This is a genomic window from Paraburkholderia sp. RL17-337-BIB-A (assembly GCF_046025895.1).
Classification (GTDB): Bacteria; Pseudomonadota; Gammaproteobacteria; order Burkholderiales; family Burkholderiaceae; genus Paraburkholderia; species Paraburkholderia fungorum_C.
Genome location: NZ_JARESY010000003.1, coordinates 1,041,370 through 1,060,024, shown reverse-complemented (window position 1 = coordinate 1,060,024; position 18,655 = coordinate 1,041,370). Strand labels below are relative to the sequence as shown.

At 60.4% G+C, this 18,655-nt stretch carries 14 protein-coding genes and 4 pseudogenes; 3 read left to right on the top strand and 15 right to left on the bottom strand.

Annotation, left to right across the window (positions count from 1 at the left end; all coding sequences use genetic code 11):
* Positions 1–55: 55 nt before the first annotated feature.
* The gene (locus P0D84_RS43040; RefSeq protein ID WP_408348859.1) at positions 56–1,225 is read right to left on the bottom strand and encodes a porin; all 1,170 of its coding nucleotides are present in this window, start codon (positions 1,223–1,225) and stop codon (positions 56–58) included.
* 418 nt (positions 1,226–1,643) lie between these two features.
* On the opposite strand from P0D84_RS43040, the pseudogene pstS reads away from it, so the two are divergent.
* Positions 1,644–2,195 (top strand): annotated as a pseudogene (gene pstS / locus P0D84_RS43035) (phosphate ABC transporter substrate-binding protein PstS); the annotation flags it as partial.
* A gap of 241 nt (positions 2,196–2,436) precedes the next feature.
* On the opposite strand, the gene P0D84_RS43030 reads toward pstS, so the two are convergent.
* From P0D84_RS43030 to P0D84_RS42985, 10 genes and pseudogenes are all read right to left on the bottom strand, one after another.
* Positions 2,437–3,572, bottom strand: a protein-coding gene (locus tag P0D84_RS43030; RefSeq protein WP_408346954.1) for an IS3 family transposase whose coding sequence is annotated in 2 segments (ribosomal slippage) — positions 2,437–3,308 and positions 3,308–3,572 — 1,137 coding nt in all. Because the reading frame shifts where the segments join, the coding sequence is not laid out codon by codon here.
* Between the two features lie 601 nt (positions 3,573–4,173).
* A complete protein-coding gene (locus P0D84_RS43025) occupies positions 4,174–4,671 on the bottom strand; it encodes a hypothetical protein (protein ID WP_408348856.1) in 498 nt (165 codons plus the stop codon).
* Positions 4,672–5,037: 366 nt separating this feature from the next.
* Positions 5,038–5,316 carry an HU family DNA-binding protein gene (locus P0D84_RS43020; protein ID WP_408348853.1) on the bottom strand — a complete coding sequence of 93 codons (279 nt, stop codon included), beginning with the start codon at positions 5,314–5,316 and terminating at the stop codon, positions 5,038–5,040.
* A gap of 148 nt (positions 5,317–5,464) precedes the next feature.
* Positions 5,465–5,848 carry a hypothetical protein gene (locus tag P0D84_RS43015; RefSeq protein ID WP_408348850.1) on the bottom strand — a complete coding sequence of 128 codons (384 nt, stop codon included), beginning with the start codon at positions 5,846–5,848 and terminating at the stop codon, positions 5,465–5,467.
* Positions 5,849–6,038: 190 nt separating this feature from the next.
* A pseudogene (locus P0D84_RS43010) lies at positions 6,039–7,255 on the bottom strand (hypothetical protein).
* 16 nt (positions 7,256–7,271) lie between these two features.
* Positions 7,272–8,144, bottom strand: a complete 873-nt coding sequence (locus P0D84_RS43005; RefSeq protein ID WP_408348847.1) for a hypothetical protein — start codon at positions 8,142–8,144, stop codon at positions 7,272–7,274.
* A 285-nt stretch (positions 8,145–8,429) separates the two neighbouring features.
* A complete protein-coding gene (locus tag P0D84_RS43000) occupies positions 8,430–9,590 on the bottom strand; it encodes a PDDEXK nuclease domain-containing protein (protein ID WP_408348844.1) in 1,161 nt (386 codons plus the stop codon).
* A gap of 230 nt (positions 9,591–9,820) precedes the next feature.
* Positions 9,821–10,267, bottom strand: coding sequence for an SET domain-containing protein (locus tag P0D84_RS42995; RefSeq protein ID WP_408348841.1), 447 nt, complete (start codon positions 10,265–10,267; stop codon positions 9,821–9,823).
* A 74-nt stretch (positions 10,268–10,341) separates the two neighbouring features.
* A complete protein-coding gene (locus P0D84_RS42990; protein ID WP_408348838.1) occupies positions 10,342–10,695 on the bottom strand; it encodes a hypothetical protein in 354 nt (117 codons plus the stop codon).
* A 35-nt stretch (positions 10,696–10,730) separates the two neighbouring features.
* Positions 10,731–11,765, bottom strand: a complete 1,035-nt coding sequence (locus P0D84_RS42985) for a DNA-binding protein (RefSeq protein ID WP_408348835.1) — start codon at positions 11,763–11,765, stop codon at positions 10,731–10,733.
* A 201-nt stretch (positions 11,766–11,966) separates the two neighbouring features.
* Between P0D84_RS42985 and P0D84_RS42980 the strand changes: the two genes are divergently transcribed.
* On the top strand, positions 11,967–13,109 hold the full coding sequence (locus tag P0D84_RS42980; protein WP_408348832.1) for a tyrosine-type recombinase/integrase: 1,143 nt from the start codon (positions 11,967–11,969) through the stop codon (positions 13,107–13,109).
* Between the two features lie 192 nt (positions 13,110–13,301).
* On the opposite strand, the gene P0D84_RS42975 is transcribed toward P0D84_RS42980, so the two are convergent.
* The 3 genes and pseudogenes from P0D84_RS42975 to P0D84_RS42965 form a co-directional block, all read right to left on the bottom strand.
* Positions 13,302–13,436, bottom strand: coding sequence for a hypothetical protein (locus tag P0D84_RS42975; RefSeq protein ID WP_408347386.1), 135 nt, complete (start codon positions 13,434–13,436; stop codon positions 13,302–13,304).
* Between the two features lie 566 nt (positions 13,437–14,002).
* Positions 14,003–14,236 (bottom strand): annotated as a pseudogene (locus tag P0D84_RS42970) (transposase domain-containing protein); the annotation flags it as partial.
* A 500-nt stretch (positions 14,237–14,736) separates the two neighbouring features.
* Positions 14,737–15,905, bottom strand: a protein-coding gene (locus tag P0D84_RS42965) for an IS3 family transposase (protein WP_408335889.1) whose coding sequence is annotated in 2 segments (ribosomal slippage) — positions 14,737–15,641 and positions 15,641–15,905 — 1,170 coding nt in all. Because the reading frame shifts where the segments join, the coding sequence is not laid out codon by codon here.
* A 472-nt stretch (positions 15,906–16,377) separates the two neighbouring features.
* Between P0D84_RS42965 and P0D84_RS42960 the strand changes: the two genes are divergently transcribed.
* The gene (locus P0D84_RS42960) at positions 16,378–17,373 is read left to right on the top strand and encodes a tyrosine-type recombinase/integrase (protein ID WP_408346597.1); all 996 of its coding nucleotides are present in this window, start codon (positions 16,378–16,380) and stop codon (positions 17,371–17,373) included.
* Between the two features lie 108 nt (positions 17,374–17,481).
* Here the strand turns inward: P0D84_RS42960 and P0D84_RS42955 are convergent.
* Positions 17,482–18,636 (bottom strand): annotated as a pseudogene (locus P0D84_RS42955) (IS66 family transposase); the annotation flags it as partial.
* Positions 18,637–18,655 lie beyond the last annotated feature (19 nt).

Genomic DNA, 18,655 nt, shown 5'->3' with positions numbered 1-18,655 from the left:
GCGGCGCCCTTCAAATCGCGCAGGCATCCTACGAGGTAGAACTCACGATCGGTATTTAGAACCGGTGACGCAAGCCGACCCCCACAGTAACCTGCTGGTTACTGTTGGACTGCCCCAGGTTGTAGTCGCCCGCGTTAAACAGACTGTTGCCATTGCCGCCGCCGACGCGCTGATAGACCCCTTCCGCATACACGTCGGTGCGCGGCGAAAGCGCATAGTCGACCTGAGCCATAATCTGGTGCCAATGCGGGTCGGCCGACGTCGTTTTGGAACCGGGGCTCGCCGCAAACCCGCCCATGGTGTACGTGTAGGACGCACCGAGGCTCAAATCGGGCCGCAGGAAATAGCGGCCGTTAATTTCGAAGTTGTCGAATTTGATAGAGGGGCCCGTGAGGTTGCCTGCGGTGACCGCGCCGGCTTGCCAAAGGCCCGTCACGTTGTTCGTAACAGAATGGGTCCATGCGAGACCGACGGTAGAATTGTTGCCGAACTTGTACTGGGCAGCGGCGCCGTAGATCTGTTGGCTGCCGCCCGTCGACAGTTCGTCGCCGTCGCCGGTGCTCACTGCGCCCGTCGCGTTCGCCAGCGTGGTAGAGCGGTTGTTTTGCATGTACGCGGCCGCAAGATTGACCGGGCCGTACGTATAGCTGGTGCCCAGGGCGTACGCGCTGTTGTTGCCCGCTGCGCCCGCCATCCCGGAGAATGCATACATCGCGCCGAACTTGAAGCCATCGAACGAGGCGCTGCTGAACTTGACCGAATTGTTCAGCCGCAAATCATTTGCCAGATTGTCATTGTCGTACACGTGTGAGGCGAGATTGCCGCCGAAACCCGATCCCACCGCGGTAAGCGGTGCGACGTAGTCGACCACGAAGTCGTATTGACGGCCCAGCGTAACCTGCCCGTACTGACTGGAGCGCAGACCAACCCACGCCTGGCGCCCGAACAGGTCGGTGCCGTTCTTCAACGTGCCATTGGCCGAGTTGAAGCCGTTCTCCAGATCGAACACTGCGCTCAGCCCGCCGCCGAGATCCTCATTACCGCGCAAGCCCCAGCGCGAGGTGCTAAGACTTCCAGAATTCATGAGGTAATTGCTGTTACCTTTCACGTTGCTCTGATAGACCATGCTCGTGTCGATGAGGCCGTACAGCGTCACGCTGCTTTGCGCGTGAGCAACCCCGGTGAACAGCAGTGCTGACGCAATAGCCAGATTCTTCAGTTTCATCAAAATTCCTAACCCGTAATTTAAGCAGGCGAATCGCAGTCGCCCAGAAAAAGCGTAAGGAGTATAAGATTTCGATGCGGTTGGTGATTGAAACGCTATCTTTTAGAAATCGAATCGAGTTGTCACGATTGCGTAGCAGTCGAAAAAATGTCTCCAAACAAGGCGGGACGCGGCTTGGATGCTCGACGAGGACCCGGGGAGGATGTAAGTCGATGTAATTGGCCGACGGGTGTCGCTCAGCCACAACATCCTTTATGGCGAAGTTGATTCTCTTCGGTGGGGCTGAAACTTAGGGCCAGAACATGTCGTTTTTATGAATGCACCACCTTAAGGAAATGCCAAGGAAAGTCGAAAGAAACTAACGCACGAGAAGCGAGCTCTGGAGTCAGACAGCCGGCTGACCACAGTACCCCGCGAAATCTGGACGAACTACCTGTCGAAGGTGGACCCGGAATGGAAGTCGAAGGTCGGTGAAGGCGCTACGGTCAGCTGGCCGATGGGTACAGGCGGCAAGGGTAACGACGGCGTCGCAGCCTTCGTGCAACGTCTGCCGGGCGCAATCGGCTACGTGGAATGGGCGTACGCGAAGCAGAACCATATGACGTACGTCGACCTGAAGAATGCGTCGGGCGCGGTGGTCGAGCCGAAGACGGAAACCTTCAAGGCCGCGGCTGCAGGCGCGGACTGGTCGAAGACGTTCTATCAGATCCTGACGAACGAGCCGGGCAAGAACGCATGGCCGATCGTCGGCGCAACCTTCGTGCTGCTGCACACGACGCAGGACAAGCCGGCGCAAGGCACGGAAACGCTGAAGTTCTTCGACTGGGCGTTCAAGAACGGCACGCAAGCTGCAAACGATCTGGACTACATCTCGTTGCCGGACTCGGTGACGGCGGAAATCCGCTCGCAATGGAAGGCGAAGGTGAAGGTGAAGGTGAAGGACGGATCGGGCAAGGCGATGTGGGAATAGGCAAGCTTGGAAGAGAGGCGCAGGGCATGACGCGCCCTGCGCTGACGGCGATGGGTAATGCGACGTTCCTTGGGCGCGGCACAGACGCCGGTGCCATGCGACTCCCTGATATGTAATTAGCAGTTCCGGGCGTCACCATGTGGGGGCGGTTCAAGTGCGTGAATGCGGAGCCTACGCGCTCTAAGAGGTGGCCCCGTTCGTTCGGACAGTTTTTTCGATTTTTAAGTGGAACGCTGGGCGGTCACGCTGCCGTTTTCATCGCGGGCAGCATCGCGAAGTAAGCTTCATCCGGGGTCTTGTCCGACAGACTTGAATGAGGCCTTTGCTGGTTGTACCACGTCAGGTAGTTAGCGATGGACTTGCGTGCCTGGCCGACGGACTCATAAGCCTTCAAATATATCTCTTCGTACTTCACGCTGCGCCACAGTCGTTCGATAAAAACGTTGTCCCGCCAGCTTCCCTTGCCATCCATCGACAAAGCGATTCCGCGCGAGAGGACCGCGTCGGTGAAGACCGTACTGGTGAATTGGCTGCCTTGATCAGTATTGACGATCTCAGGCAATCCATATTTTGCGAATGCTTCTTCGAGCGCTGCTACCGCATGCTCAGCCTCCATCGTGATCGCGACTCGGTGCGCTAAAACACGGCGGCTGGCCCAATCGATCACAGCAGTGAGATAGACGAAGCCGTGTGCCATAGGCACGTATGTCGTGTCCAATGCGTACACCTGGTTGCTGCGCTCGATCTTCCGATCGCGCAGCAGGTACGGCCAGATCTTGTGAGCCAGATGTTTGCGGCTCAAGTTCGGTTTGCGATACAGCGCCTCGATGCCCATTTTGCGCATCAAGGTGCCGACGTGTTTGCGTCCGACCACTATGCCCTCTCGCTTGAGCAGGCGCATCAACATGCGCGCGCCGGCAAACGGATGCTCCAGGTGCAACTCGTCGATGCGGCGCATGAGCGCCAGATCCGCGGCACTGACCGGGCTCGGCGCGTAGTACGCACAGGATCGGCTAATGCCGACCAGCTTGACCTGCCGGGAAACCGGCAGGGGGTGGGCACGATCAATCATTTCTTTGCGCTCAGCAGGCCTGCCTTGCCGAGCGCGCCGGACAAAAAATCATTCTCCAGCGCCAATTGGCCGATCTTTGCGTGAAGCGTCTTCAGATCCACCGGCGGCTCATTGACGGGCGCGCCCGCCGCGCCGAACACATCGGCCGCTCGGTCTTGCAACTGCCGCTTCCATTCCGTGATCTGGTTCGGATGAACCTCAAACTGCTGCGCCAATTCTGCCAGTGTGCGCTCGCCACGTACCGCTGCCAGTGCCACCTTCGCCTTGAACGTCGCTGAGTGCGTGCGCCGGGTTCTCTTCGTCATCGTCTGGTTTCCTTTGTAGGCATTATGCCTATCTCAGAACCCAGCGATTCCACCTAACCGACTGTCCAGATTTCCGGGGCCACCTCTCTATGCCGGCGCGCCGGGTCAATATCCTTACGGACTGCCCCCTTTCCGTCCTACGACCTTGCTGGCCGCGGCGGTCTTGACGGTTTCGACCGCTGAAATAGCGGGCGGCGCTACTTCAATCATTGGGAGGCGTCGGCTTCAATATCCTTCGAAGACGTCGGCCAAGAAAGCGATCCAGTATCACCACAGCAAACACGGCAACCGGAGCGGCAAGGGCTGCACCAACAACAACAGCGTGAATCAGGGACTTCACGACTACGACCTCCAGACTGAGCGTCATTCACTCCGCTCGAACTCCGGCCTGATTGACATAACGCCTGATCTCACACAGCGTGTGTGCAACCACTAGGTCGTGCCGCGCGAGTTCATGACCGACCACCAGCCGGTGGCCGTCAAGCAACGCGTTGCGCCACGTCAGGCCGTGTGCTACGGCCGAAGAGCCGTAATCGTAACTGGCACAGACGATAGCCCATCCAGAGCGCTCCTTGCTGCCGCGGGGAGCCGCGCGTGGCGGTTAGAAGAACAGCCAGCGCTGCGCGATACTCGGCGATGCCGACTTGTAGGCGTCGCCGTTGCGGTGCTCATGATGCGCCCAGACGATACCCGCCATCCAGTCGACGAACTGCAGGGAAAAGCTGTCCTTACTTTCCCAAGGCGTGGTCTGCAGCATGATCTCGGCGCCGCGGCCCGCGAGTTCGGTGCAGAGATACTCGTGCAGTGAATGCTTGAGCTCGATCTTCAGGGAACGGGCGTCCGGAATAAAGCATACCGAATCGTATTCGCTCATGACCTCAAGTAGCAGGAGCTTCGCCATGAAGTTGTACAGGCCGTTGGGCGAGCGCCGGAACGCGCTGTTCGCCTTTTCCTTGCGAACAGTAATCGTAACGAAACGGATGTCGGGATGCTTCGCGCGGATCTTCGCGAGTTCGCCGGCGAAAGCCGCGCGCTCACCCGACGAGAGCTGTACGGATTTAAGTTCATTGCGCGCCGAGCGGCCCCGATGCTTGTACACCCGCGCACGACGCGTTCAAGAACGGGCTCCGCACCGTCCGGGATGATCGCGGCGGCCAGCGTGAAGAAGCGGCTCGAGCCACCCCGCTGGTAAGGCGCGTCCAGTTTCCAGCCCAGGCACCCGCTTTCGTCGAGGTAAATCGTTACGCCCAAATCGTGCCCATAATGAAAATAGCCTCCCGAAGGAGGCTACTGGAAAAGGTGCGGTACCCGGACCTGACGTACTCACAGTACGCTTACGATCGCCGACGCCAATTTGTCGCAGGTGATCCGGGCATATTTAAACCGCAGCGCCGCTATGTCTTCATTATGACGGCGAGCCCCTATTTTTTCAACTGGCAGGTGTAGCGGCCGCCACACGCGGCCGTCAGCCCGCGTTGACCGCTTCCCTGAATGCCTTGCCGGCCGTGAACTTGACTGTCCTCGCCGCGGCAATCCGGATTTCGGCGCCCGTCGACGGATTGCGTCCGGTGCGTGCGGCGCGCTGTCCCGTCGCGAACGACCCGAAGCCGACCAGTTGCACGGCGTCGCCGGCACTCAGCGCGTGTTTGATCGCCGCGAGTACCGCATCAATGACTTCGCCGGTGGCGGCCTTGCTGGCGCCGGTGCGCTCGGCGACCGCGTCGATGAGTTCCTGTTTGTTCACGGTCAGTCCTGTTGTATGGAGGGAAACCCGCACCCTACCGCATCGCGCGGCCCGGAAGCAAACCTAGGATGACCTGACGTCGTCGGGCGTCGGCGCGGCGCCCTGCCCTTCGCTTCAAACCACGGTTGAAGTTTCGATGGTATCGGCATCAGTGTTCACCTCTGCGCCAGCTTGCGGCGGTCAACCGCTCCACCGCCGCGTAATAACGCGCCTGCGAAGTCGCAGCATCGTCGTTCTGATCCGTCCTCAAAATATCAAACAGATGCTCCGCGACGACTGAGCCGATCGCGTGAACCGCGTCGTGTCGCGTAAGTCCTCCTTTCCCGAGGCGATCCATCGCCCTGACCACGGGATCAAGGTTCAGGGCGATCTGGTTTTCGACGATCGTGTGTAGTGCAGCGTGTGCCGTGACGTTGGGAAGCTTGATCCGGGCAACCCGGTGATACGTTTCGACGAGAGCAATTCGCTCCTGTTCGTCGAGTTCGAGCCATGATTCAGGTTCGGGCGCACACCCGGGGTTGTACTCTTCCATGATGCAAGTCCTGTGCTGACTTCTGCCCGTCGTAAAACTCCCATTGTCAGCCACTTTGCGCTTGAGTCCAGTCATCGGCGGCAAAACGGGCGCCCGTCCCACACGACCGGGAGGGACCCGTTGATGACAACACGCCGGGGCTCGGGCCGTGCAAAAACCGTCCATCCCGTAACCCGGATGCATCGAGACGTTATGCGACCCAGTGATGCGCCAGCACCGTGGCGACGAACGAGTGCCCCGGAAGGGCCGCAAACTGCGCCCTCAGGCGCCTGTTGAGCTCGTCGCGTTCCATGCCGGTGGCAACGGCCGCATCCGCCAGCGTACCGTAGGCCTCCAGCACATCGCTCCCCGTGATTTCGTACCCGAAGCCTGCGGCTATCCAGTGCAACGCTGCCGTGCCACAGGCCATCGCGAATTCAGGCTTGCGCTGCGCGAAATCGCGTGCGGCCGCGTCAGGGTTCGCGGGTCGGTGGGGCCGCGCATCGCAAGCGACGCCGCCAGATCGAACAGGCCGGCGTCCTTCGCGGCCGCGAACCATTTCCCCTCGGCGGCCGGACTGCTCGCGACCAGATCGTGGAGGATGCTGTCGGCACTCCTGTCCGGATATTTTTTCGCGATGGCACGGAATGTTGCGAGATGCGTGGTGGCCTGATTGGCCTCGATCGCGTAGCGCCGATAGGCTTCGTCCATCATGCCCGACGACAGGAGGATCGCTTCGCATTTGCGGGCGATTGCGACAGTGGGCGCGTTCAGCCCCCTCGACGCTTCCGCGTAACGCAGTGCTTCAGCCGAACGATTTAATGCGATCAGCGCATCCACCCCGTACTGGCGATACCCCCACCAGTTCAGGCGCGCGCCATTCACGAGAGCGAGTAGTTCCTCATGGCGCCGGGCGGCATTCAGCGCGCTGAGGCAGGCGGTGGTACCCGCAAAATGCTCGCCCAGACCTTCAGCGCCCATCACGCGCGCTGTCACCGGCAACAACCGGTCTGCCCATGAGGACGCGATGGCGGGCGACGTACACAGGTCACCCCAGCGATCGCCCAGCTGTTCGATATACGGCATCGGGTCATCCTGGAGCGCGTCAAACAGCCGATCCAGCCAACGCATCCGGACCGGAGCGGGCACGTCCACCCCGGCGATGACCGGCACAAGCGCGTCGATCGCGCGATTCACGGCGGTGCCCATCGCGCCGGAAGAACTGTCCACGTGCTCAAGCGCCGGCGAAAGCTTTTCGAGTAAAGTGACCGCGCCGTCCGCCGCGAGAACAGGATCGGCACGGGCGATCTGCCGGATCTCCGCCAGCGCTTCTTTCAGACGCTGGATCGGCAACGCGGATTTCCAGCCGAAGGCGCCACGCCGGAACCGTGCGGCGAAAGCCCATCTGTGAGAGGTTGTGCGTGTCATGCTCCGGGGCACCTGCTCAGCGTGTCTTCATGTAGGCCGCGTACAGCACCGCGTTGAGCGCCTGCAGTTCGCGTCGGGTCTCCAGCAGTTCGTGATGCCGGCCCTGACGCTCCAGGCTGAGTAACTCGAGCATCACCTTCGCCGCCCGCTCGGGAGGATTCCGTCGCGAAGGCTCTGCCTGTTTGAACAAGGGCGTGAGGCCGGCCTTTTCCGTGAGTACCCATGCCGGAAACCATGCGAGATCGTCAATGTCGCCGGCGCCGTCGAACGACGTATCGAAGTTGCGCCGCAGCGTATTGACGCATGCGTCGCCAAGCCGGCTCAAAAGCTGGTCAAACCGGGATGGAGAAAGCCACGCAAGTTCCACCAGCAATGGCCAGGCCGCGTCCAGGCCATCGAGCCGGTAACGTGCCTCCGTCATCCAGCAAAGCGGCGCTGGAATCCGTCGCCAGGACGCGATGCGCGATATCGCATCGGAGGCCTCGGCCCACCGCGCAGCAAGCAGGAAGAGCGGCGCCGCGTGCGCATCCGCGTGGTCCGCACGGAAAGGCAGCGCCGCGGCGCGTCCGGCCAGTTCTGCCCAGAGCGGTGCGAGCCAGGTCGCCCCGCTCTGCCTCGGGAACACATGCGCGACTGCGGGCTGGACTTCGTGAGATAGCGCCTGGCGAGCCTGCAGGGCGGCTTCGTGACGGTCAAACGGTACCGTCGATCGCCCCTCAAGAGCATCGACCATCGACCCGAAATACGCCTGGGCGACATCGTCCGGATACTCGTTCGCAAGGGCCTGCAGCGCGCGCCGCGCGTCCGCGGCATCGTACCGCTGCAACGCTGACAGGACGTCATTGCGCAGCATCACGTCGCGGCTGTCGTTGAAAATGTCGAGCTGCATCCGTCGGATTCAGTACAGTTGGCTGGTCGGACTGACGAGATTATTCCATTTGACCGCGCTTCTCAATTTCCTGTCGTGCTCATCGACTGACTCGACGATTGCGCGCCGACCGCTCGCGTCGGCGACCGCATGCACCGTGTCATGCTCTGGCACCCATCTTGTACAACTCGCCGAACCGCTAAAGAGATGTATTTCCGCACGCAGATTGCCATAGTAACAAGCAGTCAGTCGCTGAATAGTTGTTGATGCTGAACCGGGCGTGATGCAATCATGATGGTACCCCTGTCACGACAGTTGGCCTTCTGAACCGTCAGCGCCCTCTTCCGACCGATGTTGGGCCTCCCATGCACGTCGGGTTCTGGCCAGTTCTTCGGCGAGGAGTTTTTCATCCGGCAGGACCATATGGTACTCAGCCGCCAGCACCTTGTTTGGCAACCCTTCCAATGCATAACGCGCCACCGCGGCATTCGTTCGCGCACACAGGATCAGTCCAACGGGTGGGTTCTCTCCTGGCAGCGTCCAGTGCTCGCGCGCGTAATTACAGTACATGTGCATCTGACCCACGTCGGCGTGATTGAGCTCGGTGAGCTTGAGATCGACGATAACAAGGCATCGCAGACGCCGATGAAAGAACAGAAGATCTACCCGGAACCAGCTTTCACCAATCCGAAGGCGACGCTGGCGGCCCACGAACGTAAAATCGCCCCCCAGCTCAAGAAGAAAGTCTTCGAGCCGATGGACCAATGCCTCCTCCAGCTGACTTTCTGAATATTCGTCCTTGAGATCCAGGAACTCAAGAACATAAGGATCCTTGATGGCCTCCTCTGCGGTCACAAGGTCGCCCCGTTGCGCCTTGCCCGCCTTCTGTAGCATCGCCGGCCTGTTCTTCGACAGCATCGCACGGGTGTGAAACTGGCTGCTGATCTGCCGATCCAGTTGTCGCACGCTCCAGCCGCCACGAAGCGCTTCAGCTTCGTAAAACGCTCTTTCTTCAACTGACCGGGTTCGCCGCATGAGGTGGATGTAATGCGTCCAGGACAGCTGGAACGTGGTCGCCAGCTGGTCGAGATCGAAATTCCGAATCGGCGATCCGGAATTTTCCGGATGGCCGGTGGGCGTAGATTTCCGAATCAGTGATTCGGAAATCGCGGCTGGCGGGTAGGTCTGGTAGAACATCCTCATCAGCTCCAGATTGTCGACCCCAAACCCCCGCCCGAAGCGGGCAGTCAGGTCGACCGACAATCGCTCTAAAAGGGCCTGACCGTAGGCGGCACGCCCCTCCCCGCCCTGACTGAATTCGACAATACGGCGACCAATCTCCCAGTAGGTCGCCGTCATCAGTGCGTTGACACTTCGCGCCGCAGCGCGACGACCATGTTCCAGAAGCGCAACGATATCGCCGTGTATGCCACTGTAATCGGCGCCGCTTAATGCGATATCAGTCATTGGTCCTGTCAGCAGGTAGTTTCAGCGTTAATCAGTTCATGGTGGACATTGGCTACCATGGTCTTGCGCTGTCCGCACTCGGTCCATCGCTGAAAATCCATGTTGGCAACCGACCCGCTCGAAATCGCCCACGCGGGCCCTTAGTGCCACATTGCCAGTCCTTCCGGTGCATACGTAGTAGAACCAGCATTGCGACCGGCGCCCGGATGCGGCTGACGGGTCGACGCATGTTAACCGCTCGCCGGGGCCAGCATCGAACCCGTACACCTCTTCGCCCCACAGCGGCAGGCATAGTCAGCGATCAGTTCGGGAGTAATCGCGTCATCGACAGTCAGTCCATAGGCGATACAAAGCTCGTCGCCCGGTCTCACGTTTCTCAGCGTTTCGATAAAAACACGCCCTCCCTCGTCCTCAATCGCCTCGCAGTTTGGCTGACAGGAGTGATTCAGCCAGCGCGCACTGTTGCCCCCGACGCTTCCGTCGATCACGCGCCCGTCAGCCAGCCCGAAGATGGATGTGTGACCGGGCACTCCGGATCGCCGGTACCGAGCCGATGCCCGCCGCCACGACGTCACCTCCCCGCGATATTCGAAGACCCGCTGGCTGGCAGGGATCGCCTTTAGCGCGAAGACGCCTCGCCCATGAACCGATGATTTTCTGACCGTCACGCGCCGCACTTCGTGTCTCACAGACTGTTTGAAAACCTGGAGCATAGCGAGCCGCGCGTTGCACGGCAACCGGAGCCGTCGCGTCAGAACAGCGTGGCCTGCCGGGGATCGCGCGCCGGCGGTCGGGATATATGGGCCCGGCGGGTTCGCCGAACCCCACCATTCCGGTTTCCAGCCCGCTGTAGGCGCGCCAGCATCAGGCATTCGCCTGCGCCATCGTTGAAGCGCAGCTCGAACACGCCGGCTTCGCCGGGCGGACATGGCGGCGTTGCGCGGAACGACAGGCGCAGACCCCGCCGTTTCGCGCGAGCAATCATTTGTGTGCGGCTCATGCCTGGCCAGCATTCCGCCATGAAGAGTGTCACTGCTCCGGGCAGAGACTCATGCGCGACGCCCTGTGGAAGCGTCAGTCCGGCGAGCAGGTAGATATCAGCCATGCAGCCCATTTCCCAGGTGGCAAGTACCTTTGCGGTTATACCGCTTTTTTGCGACGCGTTGCTGCTTTGGCGGTCGGCACGGCGCGAGAGGAACGGGCCGGGCGTGGCGTCTTCCGGACGCCTGTCGAAGCGTCCGATGGCCGGGCTTCCCGCGCACGCGCTTCCACCTCCCGCAGCGTCATCATCTCCGCCTGCAGCCGCACATTTTCCGCCTGAACGGCATCGAGCCGCCCCTGCAGTACGCCCGCCTGATGACGGGCGTCACCCAGTTGCGCCTGCAGCGCCTCGACCGCGCGGCGATGGTCCGCGTCGCGCCGGTCAGCCCGCTTCGTCGTCTCGTCCAGTTCCTTCTGCAGCTTCGCGGCGGCGCCGCGCTCGCGGTCGATCTCGAGCAGCGCGCGCTTTTCGGACGCGCGCAGACGCTCCTCCGCGCGTTCTGCCGATTCCCGCTGCTTCGCCAGGTCACTCGAAAACCCTTCTCTCACTTCCACCAGCTCGCGATCGCGCGCAGCCAGCGCCGCCTGGATCCTCGCCAGTTCTGCCTCCAGCGCCTGCCGCTGCGCATGGGCTTCGGCCTGTGCCTTGTCCAGCTCGCGGATCTCGACCTGCGCGGCAAGCAGCGCGGCGGTGCGCTGCTCGAGCGCCGTCTCGGTGCGACCCAGTTCGTCGCGGGCGGCGATCACCAGCTGCTGCGCCTCGGCCCGCTGCGCCTCGACTTCGCCACGGAGCGCGTCGAGCGCGGTGTCGGCCGACGCACTGGCGCGCGTCCAGAGGGTCGCGACCAGTTCGCCGGCAGCCGCACCGAGATCGGTGGGCAGGTCGGGATGCTCGATGCGCACGCGGCTCTTCTCGCGTAGTTCCGTCCAGAACTCGCCGAGCACGGCGGTTGGCGTGCCCATGCTGCCCCGCTTCACGAGCTGGTACAGCCGGTTCGCGGTCGGCGTGATGCCATGGCGGAAGAACAGCAGCCCGCAGACCTCGCGATACAGCTCGCGGGTCTTGGGAAATTCTGCCTTCAGGCGCTCGATGTCGGCGGCCAGCGCTGCATCGGGGGACAGGACGTCGCTCATGAGATCGTAATCAAAGAATTTTTATAAATATTACTACGTAACCCGGTATATATCTAACTAAGATGTGTGCATATTTTGACATTAATCCTATAATGTTGATTTTATGCGATCTGTTGCGCTCATAATTACGTTCATGCCAGCAACCCGGGCCACCGCCGCCTCCGACCATGACAACCGCCCTGCCCGCCCCGCGCCCGCTCGATGCGGCTAGAACTGTCCCCCGACCTCGATGGCCGTCACGGCACGAATCGCGCAAGCGGACGCATGCAGGTCGCCGCTGACACCGACCTCGACGCGCTTCGCGCGTGGCTCGCCCGCTTCGCCGATACGAAGACCACGTTTGACAACTACCGCAAGGAAGCCGAACGGCTACTCCTGTGGTCGGTCCTGCAGTTGGGCAAACCGCTCTCCTCGCTCACGCACGAGGACCTGCTCGTCTACCAGCACTTTCTCGGCGATCCCCAGCCTGCCGCACGGTGGGCAGCTAACGGCGGGCGCAAGCATCCCCGCAACGATCCGCGCTGGCGGCCGTTCTACGGGCCGCTGTCCGGATCAAGCCAGCGCCAGGCCATGGTGATCCTCAACGTTATGTTTGCGTGGCTCGTGCAGGCCGGTTATCTGGCCGGCAATCCACTATCGCTGTCGCGTCAGCGCGCCCGACGGGCGAGGCCGCGCATCGTGCGGTATCTGTCGCCCGAGCTGTGGCTCGAGGTCAAGACCTACATCCAGGGCATGCCAGTGCAGACCGGCCGCGAGCGCGAACACCACGCACGCGTGCGCTGGCTCTTTACCCTGCTCTATCTGGGCGGTCTGCGGATCACGGAGGTCGGCACGAACACGATGGGACGGTTTTTCCGTCGTGGTGACGAAACCGGCAAGGATCGATGGTGGCTGGAAGTGATGGGCAAGGGCGGCAAGGAGCGGCTGGTGCCCGCCACCGCGGAAATGATGACGGAACTTGGCACCTACCGGCGCTCACGCGGACTGCCAGCCCTGCCCTCGCCGGGCGAGGACACGCCGCTCGTGCTGCCGGTTGGCCAGTCGCGCAAACCGCTCACGCGCGCAGCGTTACACCGGATCGTGAAGGATGTTTTTAGCGGTGCGGCGCAATCCCTGCGCGCGCGTGGTGAAGACCATGCGCAGCGCGCGGAGCGCCTTAAGCAGGCATCGGCACACTGGCTGCGGCACAGCGCAGGGTCCCACATGGCGGACCAGCAGGTCGATCTGCGACTCGTGCGCGATAACCTCGGGCATGCGTCACTGACGACGACCAGTCAGTATCTTCACGCCGACGACGATCGCCGGCACCGCGAGACCGACGAGAAACACCGTATTGACTGGTGACAGACGGCAGCCACGCCCTACCGCCTGATCTGGAAATCCGCGGCCGTGAGCCTGACCGGTTCACCCGGTCGCAGGCGGACTTTTCATCCGGCGACCGCGATAATGCGGCGCCGTTCGTCCGCAAATGCTTTGAGGATGCGGACCTCGTCAGCATCTTTGGGCAGCCAGAATTGCGCTTCGCCTCTCGCGTAATCACACCGGTGACCTCGCTTCGAGCGCCTCTCGCGTAATCGCACCGGTGACCTCGCTGCGATGCCCGCTCAGGCGAAGCGAAATTTCATGCCGGTCCGCCGCGACCTCGGACATCGAGTCAATAACGTCCATCACTTCTACCCTCCACATTCAGCTGCGAACTTTTACTCTCCCTGTTGCCTGTATTCAATTTTACAGAACGGAGAACGGGAGCGTGCAGCGATCCAGGCCGCCTGGAGAACCGCCGGAGCAGGTTCAGCCTGCCCCACTGAAGACGGGGCTTGCGGTTAACAAAGATGCAGAGGCGTCGACTGTTAGTTATACGATTATGATCGGCACCGATTTTCAAGGTGAATCTTTAGGGGAGTTGAACTTCGCAGCGCCATGCGAAAGGCGAAGAATCTTCTGATCGACCTAAGGAGGCGGATTGACGCTTCACAGGACCTTCACGATGTCGCGAGGCGCCATAGGCATAACAGCTATCGATCTTGACCGGTTTACCGGAGCTCTGTCACGTTAATTTGTTTGACACAAAATAGCGGAGAGGACGCGCGTTTGCTCAGAAAACGGACGGAACTTGGGTAACGTCGGTGAAACGATACCGGTCGGGGAAGCGTGTGGCGAGTTGTTTGTATGCGGTCCATTGACGACGCCCCTCAGAGTGACGTCGAGGAACGCGTCATATTTGTTGGTGACAGGGATCAGCGGAGTTCGGCAGGCATCTTCCAGGGGAGAAGCGCGTCGTAGTCGTCGACGGCTTTTGCCAGCGCCAGCTTCGTAAATAGCCAGGTAAGGTATCGATACGGGTCGATCTGATTCGCCTTCGCAGATTCGACCAGGGTATAGAGATTCGCGCTTGCACGGGCACCGTCAACGGTGTCAGCAAATAACCAGCTGCGGCATCCAAGGCAGAAGGGGCGGATCGAATTTTCGCAGGCATAATGCCGCCGGTCGAATTATGCCGCGCTGGAAGCACCCAAACCACGTCGTGTGCGCTCGGACCGAGCATTGACGCGGCATAATTCTTGGGCTCTCCTTTAACTGGCTTGACGCCAGAGAAGGAGGTGCATCATGTCCGTAGATACCCACCCACCGGCCGCCGGAGTTCCGACGGCTCATACGTTCGACGAATTTGTCGAACGCTATCTCAATTACCTTCGTTCGGTTGACTACGCTCCGTCCACGCTTCGTAAGAAACGGCGAGTGATTGCCGCGTTCGCGCAATGGATTCGGTCCGAGAAGCCCGTGATGACTGTTCTCAAAGACCAAGACATCGAAGTGTTCTCGTCATGCTTGTACCGCGCCGGACCCTACAGGCTGTCGTTCGTACGGCGCACTTTGACGCATCTGTTCAGGTATCTTCGCACGCAAACTGAGTTTGCGACGCCGACCATATCAGCGGTGAGGTGTACTGTCAACAGCAGACACTCTTTTCTTAAGCCGCCTGTTGTTGTTTGCTGAACGCTTCGGCAAACAACGCTGGCGGAACATTGCCTAGGCGTGAGTGGCGCCGTTGGCGGTTATAAAAGCTTTCGATGTACTCCTGAATTGCTGCCTTCGCGTCGGCACGCGTGGCGTAGCGATGGTGATGTATCAGTTCGTTTTTTAGACTGCCCCAGAAGCTTTCCATCGGAGCATTGTCAAAGCAATTGCCCTTACGCGACATTGAGGCCTGCATGCCGAATTGTTCAACCAGCTTCCGATAGTCATGAGCACAGTATTGACTCCCACGGTCCGAATGATGAATCAGGCCTTTCTCGGGGCGTTTGTTGCGCACAGCACGCCACAGAGCTTGCGCCGTGAGTCCTTGTGTCATGCGCTCACCCATGGCGTATCCAACCAACTCACAGGTGAAGACGTCCTTAATACCGGCGACGTAGAGCCATCCCTCGTCGGTGGCACAATAGGTGATGTCTGTCACCCAGGCTTCGTTTGGCCGCGTTGGCGCGAACGTCTGGTTCAGCAGATTGTCGGCGACAGGCAAGTTGTGATTCGAATTCGTCGTGGCTTTGAATTTGCGCTTCTGCTTACACCGCAGATTGAGCTCTCGGCGCAGGCGAGCGATGCGGTCGCGGCCGGCTATAAAGCCTTGTGCCTCAAGCTCAGGCTTCACGCGTCGCGTGCCATAGGTCTCGCGGCTCTGCTTGTGCACAGCCTTGATGGCGACTTTCAGGCGTTCATCAACCTGCGCACGTGGAGACAGCTTACCTTTAGACCAGACATAGAAGCCGCTGCGCGAAACCTTAAAGGCACGGCACAGGACAGCAATTGGATAATCGAGTCGCATCGTATTCATGACCGCGTATTTGGCAGCGACTCCTGCGCAAAATACGCTGCCGCTTTTTTTACGATATCTCGCTCCATCTTGGTCTCCGCCAGTTCCCTACGTAGTCTGGCTACCTCGGCTTCTAATTCGGCAACCGTACGACTGCCTGGCGCCGTCACGGCGCCATTGCCACGCTTGGCTGCTTTGACCCACGTGGCCAAAGTCCCCATCGGAATGGCAATTCGCTTCGCCGCTTCATCCAGCGTCAGGCCCTGTGCAAGCACAAGCTTTACAGCTTCTTCACGAAGCTCTGGCGTGTATGTTCTTGGTTTCGTCATCTGTGCTCCCATTGATAAAGTTTATCAAAAAGGAGTGTCTTAAAAAGTCAGGCTACCTCAGTCTCCGAATCCACGCGACTGGCGCTTGAGCGATATCAACAGCGAAGGATTGAATGCGCTCCGCAATTGCGCAGCGAAGCCTTCTTCCTATCGGAGCGCGGAAGGCGACTTAATGCAACATCCGTTCGCCGTACCTTCGCGAAGGTTTCTCGTACTGTCGGCTTGCGTGTCGACGTTGGGAATGGGCGCGTCGGCCACGGTCCCAGATTGCAGGATATCCGTCACAGCTTCGCCACACGAACGCTCATCGATTGGTACCGAGGTGTTTGGACGTAGGCCTGGAACTGCCGAAGTTGGCCACTTACCTTGGTCACGTAGACGTGGGGCACACCTACTGGTACGTCGAAGGAGTTCCGGAACTGCTTGGCCTGGCCGCCGAGCGGCTAGGCTCTCATGTGTCGAGAGGCCGGGTATGAATACGCCAACGTTGGCCCCGCTACTTCAACGGTTCTTTACCGATCGGCTATTAGGCCAGCTGGGCGCGAGCCCACACACAGTCGCGAGTTACCGCGATACATTTCGCCTACTGCTTCTGTTCGCTTCAGAGCAGTTCAAGCGAGCGCCTTCCTCATTGCTGGCGGAGAACCTTGATGTCCGCTTCCTCTCGAGGTTTCTCGATCATCTCGAGCGTGACCGAGGCAATACTCCGCGTACGCGCAATACGCGTCTTTCCGCGCTTCATGCCTTCTTTCAATACGTGGCATTAAATGAGCCGGCGCTCGCATTACACTGCCAGCGAGTCCTCGCGATGCCGGCAAAGCGTTGTGAACATCACCCCGTCGAGTTCCTCAAGGATGACGAGGTCAGTGCGCTTATAGCGTCACCTGACGTTCGCACCTGGATCGGTCGGCGCGATCGGGCCTTACTGCTGCTTGCTGTCCAGACCGGCCTTCGCAACAGCGAAATCACGTCGCTGCGAAACCGGGACCTGCAATTGGGAGTCGGCGCCCATGTTCGCTGCATGGGAAAGGGTCGCAAGGCACGCTGTACGCCTTTGCGTCCAGACGTCGTCGCGATTCTCAAGGAATGGTTCGAGGAACAACACGGTGCGCCTGATGATCCGCTGTTTCCCGCTCTGACCGGCAATCGCCTCAGCGCCGACGCTCTCCAAAGGCTCGTTGCGCGTCATGTCGCGACCGCAGAGCAGATCTGTCCTTCGCTGAAGCTCAAGAACGTCACGCCACACACGCTACGCCACGCCGCTGCAATGACATTGTTAAGACGAGGTGTGGACTTGAGTGTCATCGCACTTTGGCTCGGCCACGAATCTACCGAGTCAACACAGATTTACCTGCACGCTGACATGGAACTCAAGGAACGTGCTCTGTCTCATGTGTCGCGATCCGGGCAAGTCCCCGGTCGATATCAGCCGCCGGACTCATTGCTTGCATTCCTCGAGGGGCTTTGATTATGCCGCTCGTCAAGCGTTCGATCCGAGCGCCGCCGGCATCTGCAGTGAGGCAATCCAGTGCGCGCGGCATAATTCCACCGGCGGCATTATCCCTGTCATGCCGCTAGCGGCATGACAGGGATTGTTTGATATTGGCCAACTGCCATTCTCGACGTAGCGAACGAGCTTCGGCCATTGCCCGCGCAGGTAGTTCAGCGCCTTGCCAAGCAGGCTATTGGGCAGGACGGCAGGCAGCTGTTCGAGCATCAGCTTCTTGATCGCGTCGAGCACGTGTGTGCTGTATCGGCGTCGCAACCGCTGCCGTCGCCCGACGGTCCACGTCTCGCTGCGCGCTTCGGCGGCGAACAGTTTGTCGGCCAGCTCACCGCCACGTCCGGGTGTATAAGTGAAGCATCGTATCGGGATACCCGAACCGGTCATCTGCGCCCACAGGTAACTCTTCGTTTGTGGGCGACGTCCTTTCTCTTTCAGGACCTGGAACGTTGTCTCGTCGCAATAGATCACCTCTGCATCAAGTAGCGCGTCGCGCATCAGGTTGATCACGGGCTGTGCAGCCACACCAACCCGGACCATGCTCGCGGCGACCGTGTTCGACGAGATGTCGCCGCCGAAGCGGCGCAGCAAGCCCGACTGACGGTAAATCGGCATGCCGAACCGATATTTGCCGGCCGCTATCCACGCAAGGGCCGATTCGGTAAACAGCCCGCGCGGAATGATCCGCGGCGGCGCCGGCGTCACCTTGATGCCGAGATCGCAGCACGGGCACGCGTATTTAACGCGCTGGTGCTGGACCACACGAACCTGTTCCGGGATCACGTCGAGCTGCTCGCTGGTCTCGACACCGATCTCAACAAGAGCATGACCGTCGGGAGCGCAGAAACGTTCTGCTTCGGAAAGTTCGTGACGACGGACCTCGCGGGGCAGATTGGGATCGAGCAGTTTGCGGTGACCACGCTTTTTGCGTGTGTGTTCAGCGACCTTCGTTTCCGGAGTATCTTCCTGCGCGGGCGTGGTGTTCGTGCCGAGCGCTTCGGCTTCATTGAACAGACCGGGCTGCTCAGAGGCGCGCGCTTCGCTCTTCGCGCCGAACAGTTCACGCCGATAAGCTCGTAGCCGCTCTTCGGCGAGATCGCGTTGTGCGGTCACAAGGCGCAATTCGCCACGTAAAGCTTCGCGCTCGTCCCGGAGTTCACGAGCGGCGTTGCGCTCGTCGAGCAACTGCTTCAGCTCTTCAGCAGTGATCGTCACGTTGATCGGCATACCGCTTAGACCAGTATGC

What these genes read in the sequence shown, in the direction of transcription:
- P0D84_RS43005 (WP_408348847.1), bottom strand. Translation starts at nt 8,144, where the DNA reads ATGCAGCTCGACATTTTCAACGACAGCCGCGACGTGATGCTGCGCAAT.
- P0D84_RS42990 (WP_408348838.1), bottom strand. Translation starts at nt 10,695, where the DNA reads ATGGCTGATATCTACCTGCTCGCCGGACTGACGCTTCCACAGGGCGTC.
- P0D84_RS42985 (WP_408348835.1), bottom strand. Translation starts at nt 11,765, where the DNA reads ATGAGCGACGTCCTGTCCCCCGATGCAGCGCTGGCCGCCGACATCGAG.
- P0D84_RS42960 (WP_408346597.1), top strand. Translation starts at nt 16,378, where the DNA reads ATGAATACGCCAACGTTGGCCCCGCTACTTCAACGGTTCTTTACCGAT.
- P0D84_RS43000 (WP_408348844.1), bottom strand. Translation starts at nt 9,590, where the DNA reads ATGACTGATATCGCATTAAGCGGCGCCGATTACAGTGGCATACACGGC.
- P0D84_RS42980 (WP_408348832.1), top strand. Translation starts at nt 11,967, where the DNA reads ATGCGGCTAGAACTGTCCCCCGACCTCGATGGCCGTCACGGCACGAAT.
- P0D84_RS43015 (WP_408348850.1), bottom strand. Translation starts at nt 5,848, where the DNA reads ATGGAAGAGTACAACCCCGGGTGTGCGCCCGAACCTGAATCATGGCTC.
- P0D84_RS43040 (WP_408348859.1), bottom strand. Translation starts at nt 1,225, where the DNA reads ATGAAACTGAAGAATCTGGCTATTGCGTCAGCACTGCTGTTCACCGGG.